This window comes from Actinomycetes bacterium, assembly GCA_036000965.1.
Lineage (GTDB): Bacteria > Actinomycetota > CALGFH01 > CALGFH01 > CALGFH01 > DASYUT01.
In genome coordinates this window covers 30,502-46,965 of sequence record DASYUT010000323.1, presented here as the reverse complement: position 1 = coordinate 46,965, position 16,464 = coordinate 30,502, and the positions used below count along the sequence as shown (strand labels likewise).

14 protein-coding genes are annotated in these 16,464 nt (G+C 73.0%); 11 read left to right on the top strand and 3 right to left on the bottom strand.

Annotation, left to right across the window (positions count from 1 at the left end; genetic code table 11):
• Positions 1-472, top strand: a 472-nt coding sequence (locus tag VG276_29605) for a hypothetical protein (protein HEV8653444.1), incomplete at its 5' end; no start/stop codon positions are given.
• Positions 473-606: 134 nt separating this feature from the next.
• Here the strand turns inward: VG276_29605 and VG276_29600 are convergent.
• Positions 607-1,575, bottom strand: a complete 969-nt coding sequence (locus VG276_29600) for a hypothetical protein (protein ID HEV8653443.1) — start codon at positions 1,573-1,575, stop codon at positions 607-609.
• 200 nt (positions 1,576-1,775) lie between these two features.
• The gene (locus VG276_29595; GenBank protein HEV8653442.1) at positions 1,776-2,738 is read right to left on the bottom strand and encodes an ABC transporter substrate-binding protein; all 963 of its coding nucleotides are present in this window, start codon (positions 2,736-2,738) and stop codon (positions 1,776-1,778) included.
• Positions 2,739-2,950: 212 nt separating this feature from the next.
• Between VG276_29595 and VG276_29590 the strand changes: the two genes are divergently transcribed.
• The 10 genes from VG276_29590 (at position 2,951) to VG276_29545 (ending at position 15,236) form a co-directional block, all read left to right on the top strand.
• A complete protein-coding gene (locus VG276_29590) occupies positions 2,951-5,077 on the top strand; it encodes a nitrate- and nitrite sensing domain-containing protein (protein HEV8653441.1) in 2,127 nt (708 codons plus the stop codon).
• 27 nt (positions 5,078-5,104) lie between these two features.
• Positions 5,105-5,470 (top strand): DUF742 domain-containing protein, encoded by a 366-nt coding sequence (locus VG276_29585; protein HEV8653440.1) that lies wholly within the window; start codon positions 5,105-5,107, stop codon positions 5,468-5,470.
• A 31-nt stretch (positions 5,471-5,501) separates the two neighbouring features.
• Complete coding sequence (locus VG276_29580) at positions 5,502-5,720, top strand: CopG family transcriptional regulator (protein HEV8653439.1); 219 nt, start codon at positions 5,502-5,504, stop codon at positions 5,718-5,720.
• Complete coding sequence (locus tag VG276_29575; protein HEV8653438.1) at positions 5,717-6,139, top strand: PIN domain-containing protein; 423 nt, start codon at positions 5,717-5,719, stop codon at positions 6,137-6,139. Before VG276_29580 ends, VG276_29575 begins: the two co-directional genes overlap by 4 nt.
• A 453-nt stretch (positions 6,140-6,592) precedes the next feature.
• Positions 6,593-7,234, top strand: coding sequence for an XRE family transcriptional regulator (locus VG276_29570; GenBank protein ID HEV8653437.1), 642 nt, complete (start codon positions 6,593-6,595; stop codon positions 7,232-7,234).
• Positions 7,235-7,595: 361 nt separating this feature from the next.
• Complete coding sequence (locus tag VG276_29565; GenBank protein HEV8653436.1) at positions 7,596-8,786, top strand: FAD-dependent oxidoreductase; 1,191 nt, start codon at positions 7,596-7,598, stop codon at positions 8,784-8,786.
• Positions 8,787-8,814: 28 nt separating this feature from the next.
• A complete protein-coding gene (locus VG276_29560) occupies positions 8,815-12,183 on the top strand; it encodes a sarcosine oxidase subunit delta (GenBank protein ID HEV8653435.1) in 3,369 nt (1,122 codons plus the stop codon).
• The gene (locus VG276_29555; GenBank protein ID HEV8653434.1) at positions 12,176-12,919 is read left to right on the top strand and encodes a sarcosine oxidase subunit gamma family protein; all 744 of its coding nucleotides are present in this window, start codon (positions 12,176-12,178) and stop codon (positions 12,917-12,919) included. Before VG276_29560 ends, VG276_29555 begins: the two co-directional genes overlap by 8 nt.
• The gene (locus tag VG276_29550; GenBank protein ID HEV8653433.1) at positions 12,916-14,619 is read left to right on the top strand and encodes a formate--tetrahydrofolate ligase; all 1,704 of its coding nucleotides are present in this window, start codon (positions 12,916-12,918) and stop codon (positions 14,617-14,619) included. The genes VG276_29555 and VG276_29550 overlap by 4 nt, the downstream gene beginning before the upstream one ends.
• Positions 14,616-15,236: a cyclodeaminase/cyclohydrolase family protein gene (locus VG276_29545; GenBank protein HEV8653432.1), complete on the top strand. Its 621-nt coding sequence runs from the start codon at positions 14,616-14,618 to the stop codon at positions 15,234-15,236. Before VG276_29550 ends, VG276_29545 begins: the two co-directional genes overlap by 4 nt.
• A 42-nt stretch (positions 15,237-15,278) precedes the next feature.
• On the opposite strand, the gene VG276_29540 is transcribed toward VG276_29545, so the two are convergent.
• On the bottom strand, positions 15,279-16,433 hold the full coding sequence (locus tag VG276_29540; protein ID HEV8653431.1) for a hypothetical protein: 1,155 nt from the start codon (positions 16,431-16,433) through the stop codon (positions 15,279-15,281).
• Positions 16,434-16,464 lie beyond the last annotated feature (31 nt).

Below are 16,464 nucleotides of genomic sequence, written 5' to 3'. Positions count from 1 at the left end.
CGTCTACGACAACGTCACCGCCGGCATCAACGTCGAGGGCGACTCCCCCGGCGCCACCGTGGCCAACAACCTCAGCGTCGACAACGCCATCGGCTCCCCCCGCACCAGGGGCAACATCCGCGTCGACGCCACCTCGGTCGCCGGCACGACCGTGGACGCCAACCTGGTGTTTCTGCGCGCCGCCGCGGTCATGTACACCTGGGGCTCGACCGGCTACGCCTCGCTGGCGGCGTTCCGGGCGGCCAGCGGGCAGGAGCCACACGGCCTGCAGGCCAACCCGCGGTTCGCCGGCGCCGGCGCGGGCGACTTCCGCCTGGGCGCGGGCTCGCCCGCGGTCGACTCGGCCGCCTCCGGGGCCAGCGGGCAGCAGGCCAGCGACGCCCAGGGCCACGCCCGGGTCGACGACCCCGGCGTGGCCAACACCGGCACCGGCCCGCGCCCCTACGACGACCGCGGCGCCCTCGAGCGGTAGCAGGCGCGGCCAGGACGGTAGCGGGTCGAGAGGAAGGCTCCTCTCGACCCGCTACCGTCAGCGCGGTCCCGGCACGCCGGCTGGCCGCGACCTCGGCCGCGCCACGCCTCGGCCCGGTCGCGACCTCGGCCGCGCTACGCCTCGGGGCGGTTGGCGGCCGGCTTGCCGCCGCCCTGCGGCGCCTGGGCCTTGGCCGGCCCGGGCTGCGCCGTCGGGAGGGTGGGCTGTGCGGGTGCAGACTGCTCGCGCGCCGCCTCGGCCGGGACGTCGCCCTCCGCCTCTTCGCCGGCGGTCTTGGCCCCTGCCTGGGCCCGCGCCTCGGCCGCGGCCCGGGCCCGCGCTTCGGCATTCGCCTGGGCCTGCGCCTCGGCCGCGACCGCTCTCGCCTCAGCCGCCCGGGCCTCGGCCTGGATGTCGTCGCCGTCGCGGGCGTCCTCGAGCAGGTCACGGAGGTGGAAGTGGATCTGCTCGAAGTGCTCGAGCATGTTCTCGCGGAACGACCGCAGCCGGTTGGTCTCGGTCTCCACGATGGCGCGGTCCTGCTGCAGCTCCTGCCAGACCATGTCGCTGGCGTCGCGCGCCTCGGCCAGCACGAGACGGGCCTCCTCGTCGGCGCGGGCGCGGGTCTGGCCGGCGGTCTGGTTGGCGTCGGCGATGGTCTCGTCCCGCTGCGCCTCCGCCGCCTCCAGGGTCTGGCGGGCGGCCAGCTCGAGGTCGGCGCCGCGATCCTCCGCCTCCTTGACCCGGTCGGCGGCCTCCTCCTCGGCGGCCTGGACGATCGCCCGGGCCCGGTCCTTGGCCTCGCCGAGCAGGCGCTCGCCCGAGTTCCCGGCCTGCTCGAGGATCTTGGCTGCCTCGGCGCCGAGATGGACGAACGAGGGCGGCGCCTGCTCGCCGCGGGCGGTGTCCAGGTCGACCTGGAGCTGGCGCGACGCCTGCTCGGCCTCTTCGGCCCGGCGGTGCTGCTGCTCGATGAGCGCGATGAGCTGCATCACATACCGGTCGACCTGCAGCGGATCGTACCCGCGCACGACCCGCTGGAACTGCGGCCGGGTCTGCTCGGCCTGCAGGGTCTTCGTCGCGCTCTGCTCGAAGACACTCAATGGAGAACCTCCCTGGACTCGTGGGGGATGGCGGGCCGGAGACGCAGATCCAGGGCGAGCCCTTCAGGTCCGGGCTCGTACGGCGCCCGCAGTTACCATCTCGTCGGTCAGCACGGTGTCGGGGAATTCTGATCCCCTGGGCAAGCCTCGATCAACTGAGTCGAACCTGTCACGGTCGAACCTGTCACGGTGGACGGCGGCTACGGGGCGCCGGCGAGACGGGCCGTCCTCAGCGCACCGTCGTTCACGTTCCACCTGGCCAGCACCTGGTCGTAGCTCCGGTCCGCGATGATCCGCTGGAGCGCTGCCTGCAAGGCGTCCCGGAGCTGCTCGTCCTGCTTGCGCACGCCGATGCCGTAGGGACCCGGTTCGATCTGCTCCCCGACCACCTGGAAGTCCCTGCCCCCGCCGGACACCTTGGCGTTGTACGCGGCGACCGGGAAGTCGGCCAGGGCGGCGTCGGCCCGTCGGTACTTCACCTCCAGCATGACCTGGGTCCCGCTGTCCAGGACCTTGGTCTTGACCGGCCGCGCACCGCAGCCCCGCTGCTGCCGGGCGACCAGCTCCTCGTGGATGGTGCCGGCTTGCAGGGTCACGGTCCTGCCGCACAGGTCGGCCAGCGAGCGGATGCGGCTCGGGTTGCCCTTGGCGACCATGATGGAGGTGCCCGCCTGGAAGTACTCGACGAAGGAGATCTGCCTGGCACGCTCGGCGGTGACGGTCATCGAGGAGATGACCACGTCGTGGCGGCCTTGCCGGAGCGCCGGGATCAGCTGGTCGAACGCGACGTTGCTGAAGACGAACCGCACCCCGAGCTTCCGGCCCAGCTCGGAGGCCAGGTCCGGGTCGATCCCGCGCACCTGCGGCTCGGGCTCGCCGACGGGACGGTCCAGCACGTCTGGCGCGAAGGCGTCGTAGAACTCCACTGGCGCGTACGAGACGTCCGAGGCGACCTTGATCTCCCGAGCGCGCTGGATGCGCGCCGGCAGCCGCCTGCCGAGGTCGGTCAGGCCTTCGCGCACGGGCTGGTCCTGGCGCTGTTCGCCGGCTCGCCCCGCCGGGCCGTCACAGGCGGCCACGCTGACGACGAGGGCCAGCGCGAGCAGCGGCAGCAGCAGGCGACGGGGCTCGAGCGTTCTCCTCGGTTGCTCCGTGCTCCTCATGGGTTCCTCCGTGCTCCTCGGATCGGGCCCCAACCTGAAAGATCAGCGCGCACGACTTGCATCGCTTCATCGAGGCCGTAAGACTACCTCGGTAATGCCGCCGCGCCGGCGTCCCCCAAGTCCCCGAGTCCCCCGAGCCCTACGTCCGGACGGCCGAACGGCGCGCTCGCTGTGCTGCCGCTGCATGCACGGGCCGCCCGGGGAGGCACGTGATGCTGAACGATCTCCCGATCAGGCCGAAGCTCGCGCTCATCCTCATCATCCCGGCCGTCGCCCTGGTGGCGCTTGCGGGTCTCCAGGTCGGCTCGGCCGTCTCCACCAGCCGCCAGGCCGACCGGGTGACCAAGCTCACCGAGTTCGCCCTGCGCGGCACCGCGCTCGCGCACGAGCTGCAGAAGGAGCGTGGCCTGACCGTCCGCTACCTGCTCGCTCCCAAGGCCGGCGCGGACCGCCGCGCCCTGCCCGCCCAGCGCGGCCCCGTCGACCGCGCCCTGGCCGCCTACCGCGCCAGCGTCGGCGTGCTGGACGAGGGCGCGCTCGCGCCGTCGACCCGAGACAAGCTCCGCTCGGCGAGCAACCGGCTGGACGGGCTCGCCCAGCTGAGGCGGGACGCGGACGGCAGGGTGGTCGCAGTGTCCGCGGCGCTGGACTTCTACAACGGCACCATCGCCGACCTCCTGAACACCAACCGCGAGATCGCGGCCGGGATCGCCGACCGCGAGCTGGCCCAGAGCGTCGGGGCGTTCGTGGCCCTCTCCCGCATCAAGGAGCTGGCGGCCCTGGAGCGGGAGCTGGTCACCAGCGTGCTCGCACGCGGCCGCTTCGCGACCGGGCAGTACCGGCGCTTCACCTCCACCCTGGCGACCCGGGCGGTGCTGCTGTCGGAGTTCCGAGGCGCCGCCAACGACGTCCAGCGGGCGCAGTTCGTCGACACCCTCGTCGGCCCTGAGGTGCAACGGGCCAAGGAGCTCCAGGCCTCCGTGGTCGCCAGCGAGGGCAGCAGAGCGACCGACGTCGACCCGGCCGAATGGTGGTCGGTGACAACTGCCGAGATCGAGCTGCTGCACCAGGTCGAGGGGCGGCTCGGTGCCGCCTCGGTGGCCCGCAGCCAGGCGATCGAGTCGGACGCGCGCGAGCGGGCGACCTTCGACGGCATCGTCGTCGCGCTGGTGCTCGCGCTCGCGGTCGGCCTCTCGCTGCTGGTCGCCCGCTCCATGCTCCGCCCGCTCGGGTTGCTCAAGGCCACCGCGGAGGACGTCGCCCAGGTGCGCCTGCCCGGGGTCGTGGAGAAGCTCCAGCGGTCCGAGCCGATCGACCTCGACGCCGAGTCGCGGCCGATCGGCATCGGCGCGCGCGACGAGATCGGCCAGGTGGCCAGGGCCTTCGACACGGTCCACAGCGTTGCCGTGCGGGTCGCGGCCGAGGAGGCGGCGTTGCGCCGCAGTGTCGGCGAGCTCTTCCTCCACCTTGGCCGACGCCTCCAGGCGCTCGTCTACCGCCAGCTCGAGCTGCTCGACCAGCTCGAGCGGACGGAGGTGGACTCCAAGCAGCTACGAAGCCTCTTCCTCCTCGACCACCTGGCCACGCGCATGCGCCGCAACGCCGACAACCTGCTCGTCCTGTCAGGCGCCGAGCCCGTCCGGCGCTGGAGCGACCCCATCCCGCTCGCCACCGTCATCCGAGCCGCCAGCTCCGAGATCGAGGACTTCAGCCGGGTCGCGGTCATGCCCATGGCCGACGCCCGCATCGTCGGGCAGCACGTCAGCGACGTCATCCATCTCCTCGCCGAGCTGATCGAGAACGCGGCCACGTTCTCCCCGCCCGGGACGCGCGTGCAGGTCACCGGCGAGCCGACACCGCACGGCTACCTGGTCGAGATCGAGGACCGGGGCATCGGCATGAGCCACGGCGACCTGGCCGAGATCAACGAGCAGCTCGCCAGCCCCCCGGCGGTCGACTTCACGGCCGCGCGGCGCCTCGGCTTCGACGTCGTCGCCCGCCTGGCCGTCCGGCACGGCATCAAGGTCCGGCTCCGGCCCTCCTGGTTCGGTGGGGTGACCGCCCTCGTCCTCCTGCCCCCGAGCCTCCTCAGCGAGCTCCTCGAGACCGGTCTGGAAACGGCGCCCGAGGACGCTGGGGCGGGCCGCGGCCCCACCGCGCCACCGGTGCCGGCGCAGGCGCCCGCGCCGGCGCTCGAGACGGCCGCCCCGGACGGCGCCTCCCCCAACGGCTGGCGTTCCCACGTCCGGCGACGGGGCGCCGTCGCCGCGGAGCGGCTTCCAGGGCCGGGCGCGGTGGACTCGCCGGTCATGCAGGTCGACGATGGCCCGGCCGACTGAGCGTGCCTCCGGCCGGCGGCGAGCCCGGTGAGTGCCGCCGGGGGCCTGGACCCGGGCCCGCTCCTACGGCCCTACGCGTTGACGGGCGGGCGGACGGAGTCGAGCCGAGCCGACCTGGCCATCGAAGACCTGGTCCGGGCCGTCCCGGCGGCGGAGCGGACCAGCCCGACCGGGCTGAGCCTCGAGCACCGGTCGATCGCCCGGCTCTGCCGGGAGGTGCTGTCGGTCGCCGAGATCGCCGCCCGCCTCGAGCTCCCCCTCGGCGTCGCCCGGATCCTGGTGAGCGACCTGGTCGACCGCGGCATCGTGGTGGTCCACCGGGCCCCCGACCACGAGGGGCCCGCAGGCGTCGCCCTGCTCGAGCAGGTACTGCGAGGCCTGCAGCGCCTGTGACCAACACTGCCATACCTGTTACCATACGTTCATGCACAAGACGACCGTCTACCTGCCCGACGCGCTCAAGCGCCGCTTGACCCAAGCCGCACATCGGCGAGGAGAACCGGAGGCGGTGCTCATCCGCACGGCGATCGAGCGGCTCCTGGCCGAAGAGGCGCGGCCGCGGCCCACGCTGCCGCTGTTCCGGAGTGGCGACCCGACGCTCGCCGAACGGGTCGACGACGCCTTGGCAGGCTTCGGGGAGTGATCGTCCTCGACACCAGCGGCCTGCTCGCCGCGCTCGACGCCGACCAGCGACACCACGAGCGCGCGCGAGCGGTGCTGCAGTCCGACCCGGGCCCGCTGCTGCTCTCCCCCTTCGTCCTCGCCGAGCTGGACTACCTGCTGCTCACCAAGGTCGGGGTCCAGGCCGAGGTCGCGTTCCTGCGCGAGCTGGCCGGCGGTGCCTACGACCTCGTGTCGTTCGGGACGGCGGACGTCCCTGACGCGGTGGCGCTGATCGAGCGGTACCGGGACCTCCAGATCGGCCTGGCGGACGCGTCTGTGGCCGTGATCGCGGCCAAGTCGAGAACCACTCGCCTCCTCACCCTGGACGAGCGGCACTTCCGGTGCATGCGGCCGCTCTGGGGAGAGGCCTTCACCCTGCTCCCGGCCGACGGCCGCTGAGCGCCACCTCACCTGGAGGCGGGGTGGCCGGGGATCCAGTCGGTGCCGGCCAGGGGACCTTGGCCATGGCGGTCGCCTCGATGACGAAGGCGCCCCGCCAGTCCGTCTCCTGCCGGAGGCCGCCCCCGGAGTACTCGAGCTTGTCCATCGGAGTAGCCAATTGCCTTCCCACCCCTTCTGCGCTTGGCTCGCGGCAATACGCGGTGGTCGCCTGGATCGGCTCGTTCGCTCGGTCGATCGGCACCCCCTTTTCCAACACGGCACGAGGGCGGCGTCTCAAGGGCACAAGGTGGGGTGAGCTTGACTCCCTCTACGTTTCCATGCAAGTACCAATGTCCACTGAGGAGATACGAGAATCCGGCGCGTCCCGGGCGAGTTCCGTAAGATACTGATTCCTGTCCCAGCGGACCCGGAGCCACACCCGCGTCACGCGCACGCACCGAGGCCGGCGCCATGGACCAACCGGAGCACCTCCCGGAGCACCTCCACCAGCCGGAGGTCGACCCCTTCGAGCTCGAGCGGGCCCTCGGCTCGGTCATCGCCCAGCGGGTCCGCGAGTACCGCCTCCTGCTCGGCCTCACCGTCGGGCAGCTCGCCCAGCTCAGCGGGCTGTCCAAGGGCATGCTGTCGAAGATGGAGAACGCGCAGGCCTCACCCAGCCTGGCGACGCTGGCACGGCTGTCCGGGGCGCTCTCGGTGCCGATCACGGCCTTCTTCCGCGGGCTCGACGAGGAGCGCGACGTCCTGTTCGTCAAGGCGGGGCAGGGTCTTGAGGTCATGCACCGCGGGTCGAGGGCGGGGCACCGCTACCAGATGCTCGGCAGCATGCGCGGCCCCCAGAAGCGGATGGAGCCGCTGCTGGTGACGCTCATGGAGCGCAGCGAGGTGTTCCCCGCCTACCAGCACCCGGGCACCGAGCTCATCTACATGCTGGCCGGGAAGATGGAGTACAGCTACGGCAGTGCCACCTACCTGCTCGAACCTGGCGACGCCCTGCAGTTCAACGGCGAGGTCACCCACGGGCCGTCGCAGCTTCAGTCCCTGCCGATCCAGTTCCTTTCAGTCAAGGCATACGGCGCGGTCACGGGGCCCTGAGCGGTCACGGGCGCTGCTGAGCTGAGCGTCACAGGCGCCGCTGAGCTGAGCGGGCGGTCATGGGCCCTGCTGAGCGGTCACGGTCCTGAGCTCGCGAACCACAGTTCACTGCCGGTGGACATTGTTTCCTAGACCCTGTTAGGTTAAGGTCTGCATGCCGACGCATCGCACCCCGTCGGCTACGACCAGCAGCGGGGTCTCACGACCACGCCCGACCAGGGGAATCGTGCGGGTGAACGATCCCAACGGCCGCAACGGCCAGGCGAACGGCTCTCGCAAGCCCGCCCGCTACTCCGCCCTCGGCCTCCTCCGCCGGGGCCTCGCCCACACCGACTGGCCCCGCAGCTGGCGCGAGCACGACCTGGCCCCGAGCTACGACGTGGTGATCGTCGGCGCCGGCGTGCACGGCCTGGCCACCGCCTACTACCTGGCCGCCAACCACGGCATCACCAACGTGGCCGTGCTCGACAAGGGCTACATCGGCGGGGGCGGCTCGGGGCGGAACACCGCCATCGTGCGCTCGAACTACCTCACCCCCGAGGGCGTGCGCTTCTACGACCGGTCGGTGAAGCTGTACGAGGCGCTCGCGGCCGACCTCAACTTCAACGTGATGTTCTCCCAGCGCGGCCACCTGACCCTGGCCCACAACGACAGCTCGCTGCGCACGATGCGTTGGCGGGCCGAGGTCAACAAGCTCGAGGGCATCGACTCCGAGGTCATCGGGCCGGCCGAGATCAAGAGGCTGGTCCCGTTCATAGACGTCTCCGATGAGACCCGCTACCCGATCCTGGGCGCGCTCTACCACCCGCCCGGGGGGACCATCCGCCACGACGCGGTGAACTGGGGCTACGCCCGCGCCGCCGACGCCCGCGGCGTCCAGATCCACCAGAAGACCGAGGTGCTCGGCATCGACGTCGAGGCCGCGCCCGCTTCAGGCGGTGCCGCCGGCAAGGTCACCGGCGTGCGCACCAGCCGGGGCCGGATCGCCACCCCGACGGTGGTGAACTGCACGGCCGGGTGGTCCTCGCTCATCTCCGGCATGGCCGGGGTGACCATGCCGATCATCACCAGCCCCTTGCAGGCCGCGGTGACCGAGCCGGTCAAGATCTTCCTCGAGACGGTGGTCGTGTCCGGGACGCTGCACATCTACGTCAGCCAGACCGACCGTGGGGAGCTGGTGTTCGGGGCCAGCGTCGACCCCTACCCGTCGTACTCCATGCGTGGCTCGCTCGAGTTCACCGAGGAGCTGGCGGGCCACGTCCTCGAGCTGATGCCCTCCATCGCCAGGCTGCGCGTGCTGCGCCAGTGGGCCGGCCTGTGCGACATGACCCCCGACTACTCCCCGGTCATGGGGGTGACGCCCGTCGACGGGTTCCTGGTCGACGTCGGCTGGGGCACCTACGGCTTCAAGGCCGGCCCGGTGGCCGGCGAGGCCATGGCCGAGCTGGTCGCGACCGGCAAGACCCCCGAGATCATCGCCGCCTTCGACCTCGCCCGCTTCGCCGAGGGCCGCCTGGTGGGCGAGAAGGGCGCGGCGTCGGTCGGGCATTAGGCAGGACCGGAGACGGGAGCCGCTTTCGATGATCCTCATCCCTTGCCCCCACTGCGGGCCGCGCAACTCCTCGGAGTTCGCCTACGTCGGCGAGCGCAGGCCGCGGCCCGACCCGAACGCGGCCACGCCCGCCGAGTGGCGCTCCTACCTCTACGACAAGCGCAACCCGGCCGGCTGGACGAGCGAGAACTGGTACCACCGGTTCGGCTGCCGCAAGTACCTGGTGGTCGAGCGCCACACGGTCAGCGGCGAGGTCCGGCGGGCCGAGCCGGCGGACCAGCCGCGGACCCGCTCCGCCGCCCCCCCCGCCTGCTGCCGCCCCGCCCGCCGCCGCTGGCGGCGGCGAACAGGCGAACCATGGCACCGGGACCGCCGAGGGTGCCGGGACCGCGGCGGGTGCCGGGACCGCCGAGGGTGCCGGGACTGCGGCGGGTGCCGGAGGCCGGCCGTGAGCGCGATGGCCAGGAAAGCCAGTACCTCCATGCGCCTCGGGCCCCAGCCGGGCGAGGTGATCGACCGGGACGCGCCGCTCGACTTCACCTGGAACGGCCGGCAGCGCACCGGGTTCGCGGGCGACACGATCGTGTCGGCGCTGGCCGCCTCGGGCGAGCGGGTGTTCTCGCGCAGCTTCAAGTACCACCGCCCGCGCGGCATCCTCTCCGGGGACTTCCTCGACCCGGGCTGCACGGTCCAGGTCGACGACGAGCCGAACGTGCGCGGCGCGCACCGCCGGCTCGCGGCCGGCATGGCGGTCAGCTCGCAGAACACCTGGCCGTCGCTCCGCTTCGACATGAAAGCGGCCAACCAGGCCGTGGGCCGCTTCCTCACCGCCGGCTTCTACTACAAGACCTTCATCAAGCCGCAGCGCCTCTGGCCCGCCTACCAGAAGGTCCTGGCCCGCTTCGCGACCGGCGGGCGGGTCCGCGCGGACGCGGCCCACGGCTACTACGACAAGCGCTACGCGCACGCCGACGTGATCGTGGCCGGCGGCGGCCCGGCCGGCATGGCGGCCGCGTTCGCCGCCGCCCGCGCCGGCGCCCTGGTCATCCTGGTCGAGGAGGAGTACGAGCTCGGCGGCCACCTCCGCTGGGGCGGCGCCAGCGAGCTGGCCGTCCTGGCCGAGCTGCGCGAGGCGGTGGCCGGCCAGCCCGGCATCGAGGTGCTGGTCAACTCGGCCGTCACCGGCCGCTACGACGACAACTGGGTCGCGATCCTGCAGCGCGACCCGGCCCTCGGCCACAGCCCGGGCCTCGGCCACAGCCCGGCCGACCCCCACGTGGAGGAGCGGCTCGTCAAGGCCCGGGCGGCCACCCTGGTGGCCGCGCCCGGCCTGGTCGAGCGGCCCTACGTGTTCGAGGGCAACGACCTGCCCGGCGTCATGCTCGGCACGGCCGTGCGCAGGCTGGTCAACCTCTACGCGGTCCGGCCGGGCGAGCGGGCGGTGGTGCTCACCGCCAACGCCGAGGGCGACGCCGCCGTGGCCGACCTCGAACGGGCCGGTGTCGAGGTCGCCCGGGTGGTCGACGCCCGCAAGGGCGAGGGCATCCGCCGGGCCACCGGCGGGCGCGGCGTCGGCGCGGTGGTGCTCGCCGACGGCACCAAGGTCGACTGCGACCTGCTGGTCACCTCGATCGGCTGGACCGCGCCCACCTCCCTGCTCAACATGGCCGGCGACCGCCCGGTCTACGTGCCCGAGGCGGCCCGCTTCGTGCCCGGCGGCGGGCTGCCCGACTCGGTGCTCGTGGCCGGCGGGCTGGCCGGCGACGGCACCCTCGACGAGCTCCTCGAGCACGCCCGCGCGGTCGGCACCACCGCCGCCGCCCGAGCCTCCCGCGTCCGGGGAAACGGGTCCACTGCTCCGGGCGACGCGGCAACTGCTTCAGGTGACGGGGCCTCGGGCGCTCCGGGCAACGCGGCCTCGGGTGGTCCGGACGACGGGGCCGTGCCGAGCCTGCCGGTCCGGTCCCACCCGGCGCTGTTCCGGGCCAGTACCCACGGCATGGTGGACTACAGCGAGGACGTGTCGTCCAAGGACATCGTGGCGGCGGCCCGCGAGGGGTACGACTCGATCGAGCTGGTCAAGCGCTTCACCACCGCTACCATGGGCCCGTCCCAGGGCAAGCTCGAGACGGTCAACGCGGTGGCGGTGCTCGCCGAGGCCGTCGGCAGCACCATCGGCGACCTCGGCACGACCGTGTGGCGCCCGCCCTATGTGCCGATCAGCCTGGGTGCGCTGGCCGGCCGGGTGTTCGAGCCGGTCCGCTACTCCCCCATGCAGCCCTGGCACGAGGCACACGGGGCCCGGCCACTCGTGGCCGGCCAGTGGATCCGGCCCGACAGCTACGGCGACCCGGCCGCCGAGGTCCGCAACGTGCGCGAGCACGTCGGCCTGATCGACGTCACCCCGCTCGGCAAGCTCGAGCTGCGCGGCCCGGACGTGCCCAAGCTGCTCAACCTCCTCTACGTCAACAAGTGGTCGAAGCTCGACATCGGCTCGGTCCGCTACGGGGTGATGTGCGCCGAGGACGGCGTGGTCGCCGACGACGGGGTCACCGGCCACCTCGACCACGACCGCTACCTGATGACCACCACCTCCTCGGGCGCGGCCACCGTCTGGGAGCTGGTCGAGAACTGGCTGCAGACCGAGCACCCCGGCTGGCGGGTGCACGTCACGCCGGTCACCACCGCGTACGCCAGCATCAACGTGGCCGGGCCGAGGTCCCGCGAGCTGCTCGGCCGGGTGACCGAGGGCGTCGACCTGTCGCCAGAGGCATTCCCGTACATGCGGGTGCGGCTCGGCGCTGTGGCCGGCGTGCCCGACTGCTTCATGTGGCGCATCGGCTTCACCGGCGAGCTGAGCTACGAGATCCACGTGCCCGCCGCCTACGGCCTGGCTGTCTGGGAGACCCTGATGGAGCGCGGCGCCGACCTCGGCGTGGCCGCGTTCGGGGTCGAGGCCCAGCGCATCATGCGCCTCGAGAAGGGCCACTTCATCGTCGGCCAGGACACCGACGGGCTCACCAAGGGGTTCAGCGCCGGCCTCGACTGGGCCATCAAGCTCGACAAGGACGACTTCTTGGGCAAGCCCGAGCTGGTCTGGCAGCGCCGCGTCAACGGCGACATGCGGCTGGTCGGGCTGCAGCCGGTCGACGGGCAGGTGGTGCCGGCCGAGGCGAGCCAGATCGTGGAGGGCCGCAACACCATCGTCGGGCGGGTCACGTCGAGCCGGATGTCGCCCACCCTGGGACGGTCCATCTGCCTCGGGTTCGTCGCGCCCCACCTGGCCGAGCCGGGCACGGTCGTCACCGTGCAGCTGCCCGACGGGCGGCGCGTCCCAGCCACCGTCCAGGCCCATCACGCCCACTTCGACCCCGAGGGGGTGCGCCTGCGTGGCTGACGCCTTCACAATCCCCGTGGCCCGCAGCCCGGTCGCCCCGGCCGCTCCGGTCGTGGTGATGGACGGCTGGGAGGTGTCGGGCCGGCGCTCGACCGCGCCTCTGCGCCTCGTCGACTGCACGCCCCTGGCCAAGGTGCTGGTCCGCGCCGACCCCGACGGGCCGGTCGCCCGCCACCTCGGCGTCGGCCATGGGCGGTCCCGCCGCGACCGGCACGGCACCCTGGTGGTCGGCTCCGGCCCGGACGAATGGCTGCTGCTGGCCCCGCCGGGCACCGAGTCCGAGGTGGCCGAGCGGGTCCGGGCGGTTGCTGCCCGCGCTGCAACGGGCGAGCACGACCCTGGGCTGGTGAGCGTGGTCGAGCTGTTCACCCACGGGCGGGCGCTCATGCGCCTGACCGGGGCCGACGCACCGCACCTGCTGGCCAAGGTCTGCTCGGTCGACTTCGCCGACCGGGTCACGCCCGACGGCACGGCCTTCCGCAGCTCGGTCGCGAAGGTCGCCACCGACGTCGTGCGCGACGACAGGCCTGGCGCGCCTCAGGCAACCCCGCCTGGCGCGCCTCAGGCAAGCAGCAGTGGCACCCGTTCCTACCTGCTCCACTGCGAGCGCTCCTCCGGCCAGTACCTGTTCGACGCGATCCTGGACGCTGGCCGCGAGTTCGGCATCGAGCCCGACGGGTTCACGGGCACGGGTTCACGGGCGACCGGTTCACGGACAAGGAGATCTGACCCATGACTGTCACCTTTCCGACCGACCTCGAAATCGCTCGCAGCGCCAAGCTCAAGCCGCTGTCCGACATCGCCGGCCAGATGGGACTCGGCGAGCACCTGCTGGAGCCCTACGGGGAGGGCGTCGCCAAGGTCAAGCTGGCCGCGGTGGACGAGCTGGCCGACCGGCCCCGGGCCCGCTACGTGGTGGTCTCGGCGATCACGCCGACCCCGCTCGGAGAGGGCAAGACCACCACCACGGTCGGCCTCGGCCAGGCGTTCAGCCACATCGGCAGGCGGGCCACGGTGGCCGTCCGCCAGCCGTCCATGGGACCGACCTTCGGCATCAAGGGCGGTGCCGCCGGCGGCGGCTACAGCCAGGTCGTGCCCATGGAGCTGCTCAACCTTCACCTGACCGGGGACATGCACGCGGTCACCGCGGCCCACAACCTGCTCGCGGCGATGATCGACAACCACATCTACCAGGGCAACGAGCTCGGCATCGTGCAGCACGACGTGACCTGGCGCCGGGTGCTCGACGTCAACGACCGGGCCCTGCGCAACCTCGTCGTGGGACTGGGCGCGAAGCCCGACGGCGTGCCCCGCCAGAGCGGCTTCGACATCACCGCCGCCTCCGAGGTGATGGCCGTCCTCGCCCTGTCCACCTCCCTGCAGGACATGCGCCGCCGCCTCGGCCGGGTGGTGATCGGCTACGACCGCCACGGCGCGCCGATCACCGCCGAGCAGCTCAAGGCGGCCGGCGCGATGACCGTGATCATGCGCGAGGCGATCAAGCCGAACCTGCTGCAGACCATGGAGAACACCCCGGTGCTGGTGCACGCGGGCCCGTTCGGCAACATCGCCCACGGCAACTCCTCGGTCGTCGCCGACCTCATCGGCATCCACGGCGGGGACTTCCTGATCACCGAGGCCGGGTTCGGCGCCGACATGGGCGCCGAGAGGTTCTTCAACATCAAGTGCCGCACATCGGGCCTGCGCCCGGACGCCGCGGTGGTCGTGGCCACCATCCGCGCCCTCAAGGCCCACTCCGGGCGCCATCGGATCGTCGCCGGCAGGCCGCTGCCGCCCGCGCTGCTCGAGGAGAACCCCGACGAGGTCCACATGGGCGGCGCCAACCTGCGCAAGCAGATCGAGAACATCCGCCTGCACGGCGTCTCGCCGGTGGTCGCGATCAACGCGTTCCCCGGCGACCACCCGTCGGAGCACGCGGCGGTCAGCGAGATCGCCGAGTCGATGGGCGCCCGGGCCGCGGTCTGCACCCACTTCGCCAACGGCGGCACCGGTGCCGTCGAGCTGGCCGAGGCGGTCGCCGAGGCGGCCGAGGAGCCGACCGACTTCCGCTTCCTCTACCCGGACTCGGCCTCGCTCCGGGAGAAGATCGAGACCATCGCGACCAAGGTGTACGGCGCCGCGGAGGTCGAGTACGACCTGGCCGCCGCCCGCCAGCTCGACAGCTACGAGCGCAACGGCTTCGGCAACCTGCCTGTCTGCATCGCCAAGACGCACCTGTCGATCTCGTCCGACCCCGCCCTCAAGGGCGCCCCGACCGGCTGGGTGCTGCCGGTCCGGGAGGTGCGGGCGTCGGTGGGGGCCGGCTTCATCTACCCCATCTGCGGCGACATGCGGACCATGCCGGGTCTCGGGCTGCACCCGGCCGCCGAGCGCATCGACATCGACGAACACGACCAGATCGTGGGGCTGTCATGACTCCGGTCACCGCACGCGAGGCGCCGGCCGAGCCTCAGGCGGCCAGCTACCTCGACGGCACGCTCGGGTGCTTCCTGGAGCAGGTCTCCTCCAAGCAGCCGGCCCCCGGGGGTGGCGCCGCCGCCGCGGTGACCGTGGCGATGGCCGCCGGCCTGGTCGGGATGGCGGCCCGCTTCGCCGTCGACCACCTCGCCGACGCCACCGACGTCGTGTCCTGCGCCGAGGTGCTGCGGCGGCGGGTGGCACCGCTCGCCCAGGCCGACGCGGACGCCTACCGGGACTACCTGGCCGCCACCCGCCTGCCGCGGGAGCCCAAGCCGGAGGCCCGGCGCCGGCAGATCCGGGCCGCGCTGTCGCGGGCCGCCGACGTGCCCCTGACCGTGGCCGAGATCGCCGCGGACGTCGCCGACCTGGCCGCCGTGCTGGCGGCCGGGGGCAACCCCAACCTGCGCGGCGACGCGGTCACGGCCGCGCTGCTGGCCGAGGCGGGGGCCTGGTCGGCCGCCTGCCTGGTCGAGATCAACGTGGGCGCGGGCGACCAGCGGGCCGTGCGGGCGGGGAACCTGGCCCACGCGGCCGCCGGGGCCGCGCGCCGGGCGATGGACGCCAGGCGGTAAGGGGACGTGGCCGCCAGCGTCATCGACGGCAATTCCCTTGGCTCAGCGTGGCTCGGCCGCGACCGGCACCGGCGGCGGGACCATGAAGAGGCTCAGGGCGAGCAGCGACAGGCCCGACCAGACCAGCGCGCCGCCCCACACCTCGGGCTCCCAGCCCAGGCCGCGGTCGTGGAGGGCGATGCCGGCGAACCACACCCCCCACAGGGCCACGGGCGCGGTCGCGCAGAACACCCGCAGCCTGGCCGGCGCGGCCGCGCTGGGGCGCAGCAGTCGCAGCAGCAGCTCCACGGCGAGCGCGCCGGTCACGCCGAGCACGGCCAGCCCGCCGTCGGCGAAGCCGGTCAGCGCCTGGATCAGGACGAACTGCAGGCCGGCGACCAGGAGGACGCTGCCGGCGGGCAGGTCCCAGCGACGGAGCAGATACAGCACCGGCCCGAGCAGGAACACCGTGGCCAGGATGAACCCGGCCACGCCCGCCGCCAGGTCGAGATCCTGGACGAAGCCGGACTGCGACGGGGTGAAGAACTGCTCGAGGAACCTCCCGTGGCCGAGGCTCACGACGTTGTCATAAGCCGGGTGCAGGTACATGAAGAAGAAGCCGGTGGCGCTCCCGGTCAGGGCGGCCGAGGCCACCGCGGGCAGCAGCGCGCCGAGGCCGGCGCGGCGGCCGAGCGACGGGTCGGCCCAGGCCGACCGGAGCGGCGCCGTCACCACCAGGAAGCCCCCGGTGAACAGCCCCAGATGGGTGGGGCTGAGCAGGGCGGCGACGTCCCGCTCGATGCCGAAGGCGAGGTGCCAGGCCATGTCGCCGAGCCCGGAGGCGGCGAACAGGACGAGGCCGGCCAGGGCCGGCCCGTAGCCGGCCGGGACCGAGTCCCGCCAGGCCGCGCCCGCCCGGTGGCGGGACCAGACCGACCACCCCACCCAGAGCGCCGTGGCCGCGAAGCCCGAGTAGAACATCGCGTGCCAGGGGGTGAAGAACGTCTCGAGCAGGGGGCGGGTGCTGTGGGCCCAGCCGTCCACGAACAGCCCGCCGATGAGCCAGGCGGACAGGACGACGGTGAGCAGGTCGGCCCCCCAGCTCATGCGGGTCGCGGGCGCCCGGACCGTCCTGGCCGGGCTCGGCCTGTTCGCGCCAGCCGCCGCGGGCGTCCGCGCCGTCTCGTCGGGATGGGTCGGGAGCGACGACGGCGGCATCGGGGACCTCCTCGCTGCTGCTTCCCTGTTG

What these genes read in the sequence shown, in the direction of transcription:
- VG276_29595 (HEV8653442.1), bottom strand. Translation starts at nt 2,738, where the DNA reads ATGAGGAGCACGGAGCAACCGAGGAGAACGCTCGAGCCCCGTCGCCTG.
- VG276_29590 (HEV8653441.1), top strand. Translation starts at nt 2,951, where the DNA reads ATGCTGAACGATCTCCCGATCAGGCCGAAGCTCGCGCTCATCCTCATC.
- VG276_29580 (HEV8653439.1), top strand. Translation starts at nt 5,502, where the DNA reads ATGCACAAGACGACCGTCTACCTGCCCGACGCGCTCAAGCGCCGCTTG.
- VG276_29570 (HEV8653437.1), top strand. Translation starts at nt 6,593, where the DNA reads ATGGACCAACCGGAGCACCTCCCGGAGCACCTCCACCAGCCGGAGGTC.
- VG276_29560 (HEV8653435.1), top strand. Translation starts at nt 8,815, where the DNA reads ATGATCCTCATCCCTTGCCCCCACTGCGGGCCGCGCAACTCCTCGGAG.
- VG276_29550 (HEV8653433.1), top strand. Translation starts at nt 12,916, where the DNA reads ATGACTGTCACCTTTCCGACCGACCTCGAAATCGCTCGCAGCGCCAAG.
- VG276_29545 (HEV8653432.1), top strand. Translation starts at nt 14,616, where the DNA reads ATGACTCCGGTCACCGCACGCGAGGCGCCGGCCGAGCCTCAGGCGGCC.
- VG276_29540 (HEV8653431.1), bottom strand. Translation starts at nt 16,433, where the DNA reads ATGCCGCCGTCGTCGCTCCCGACCCATCCCGACGAGACGGCGCGGACG.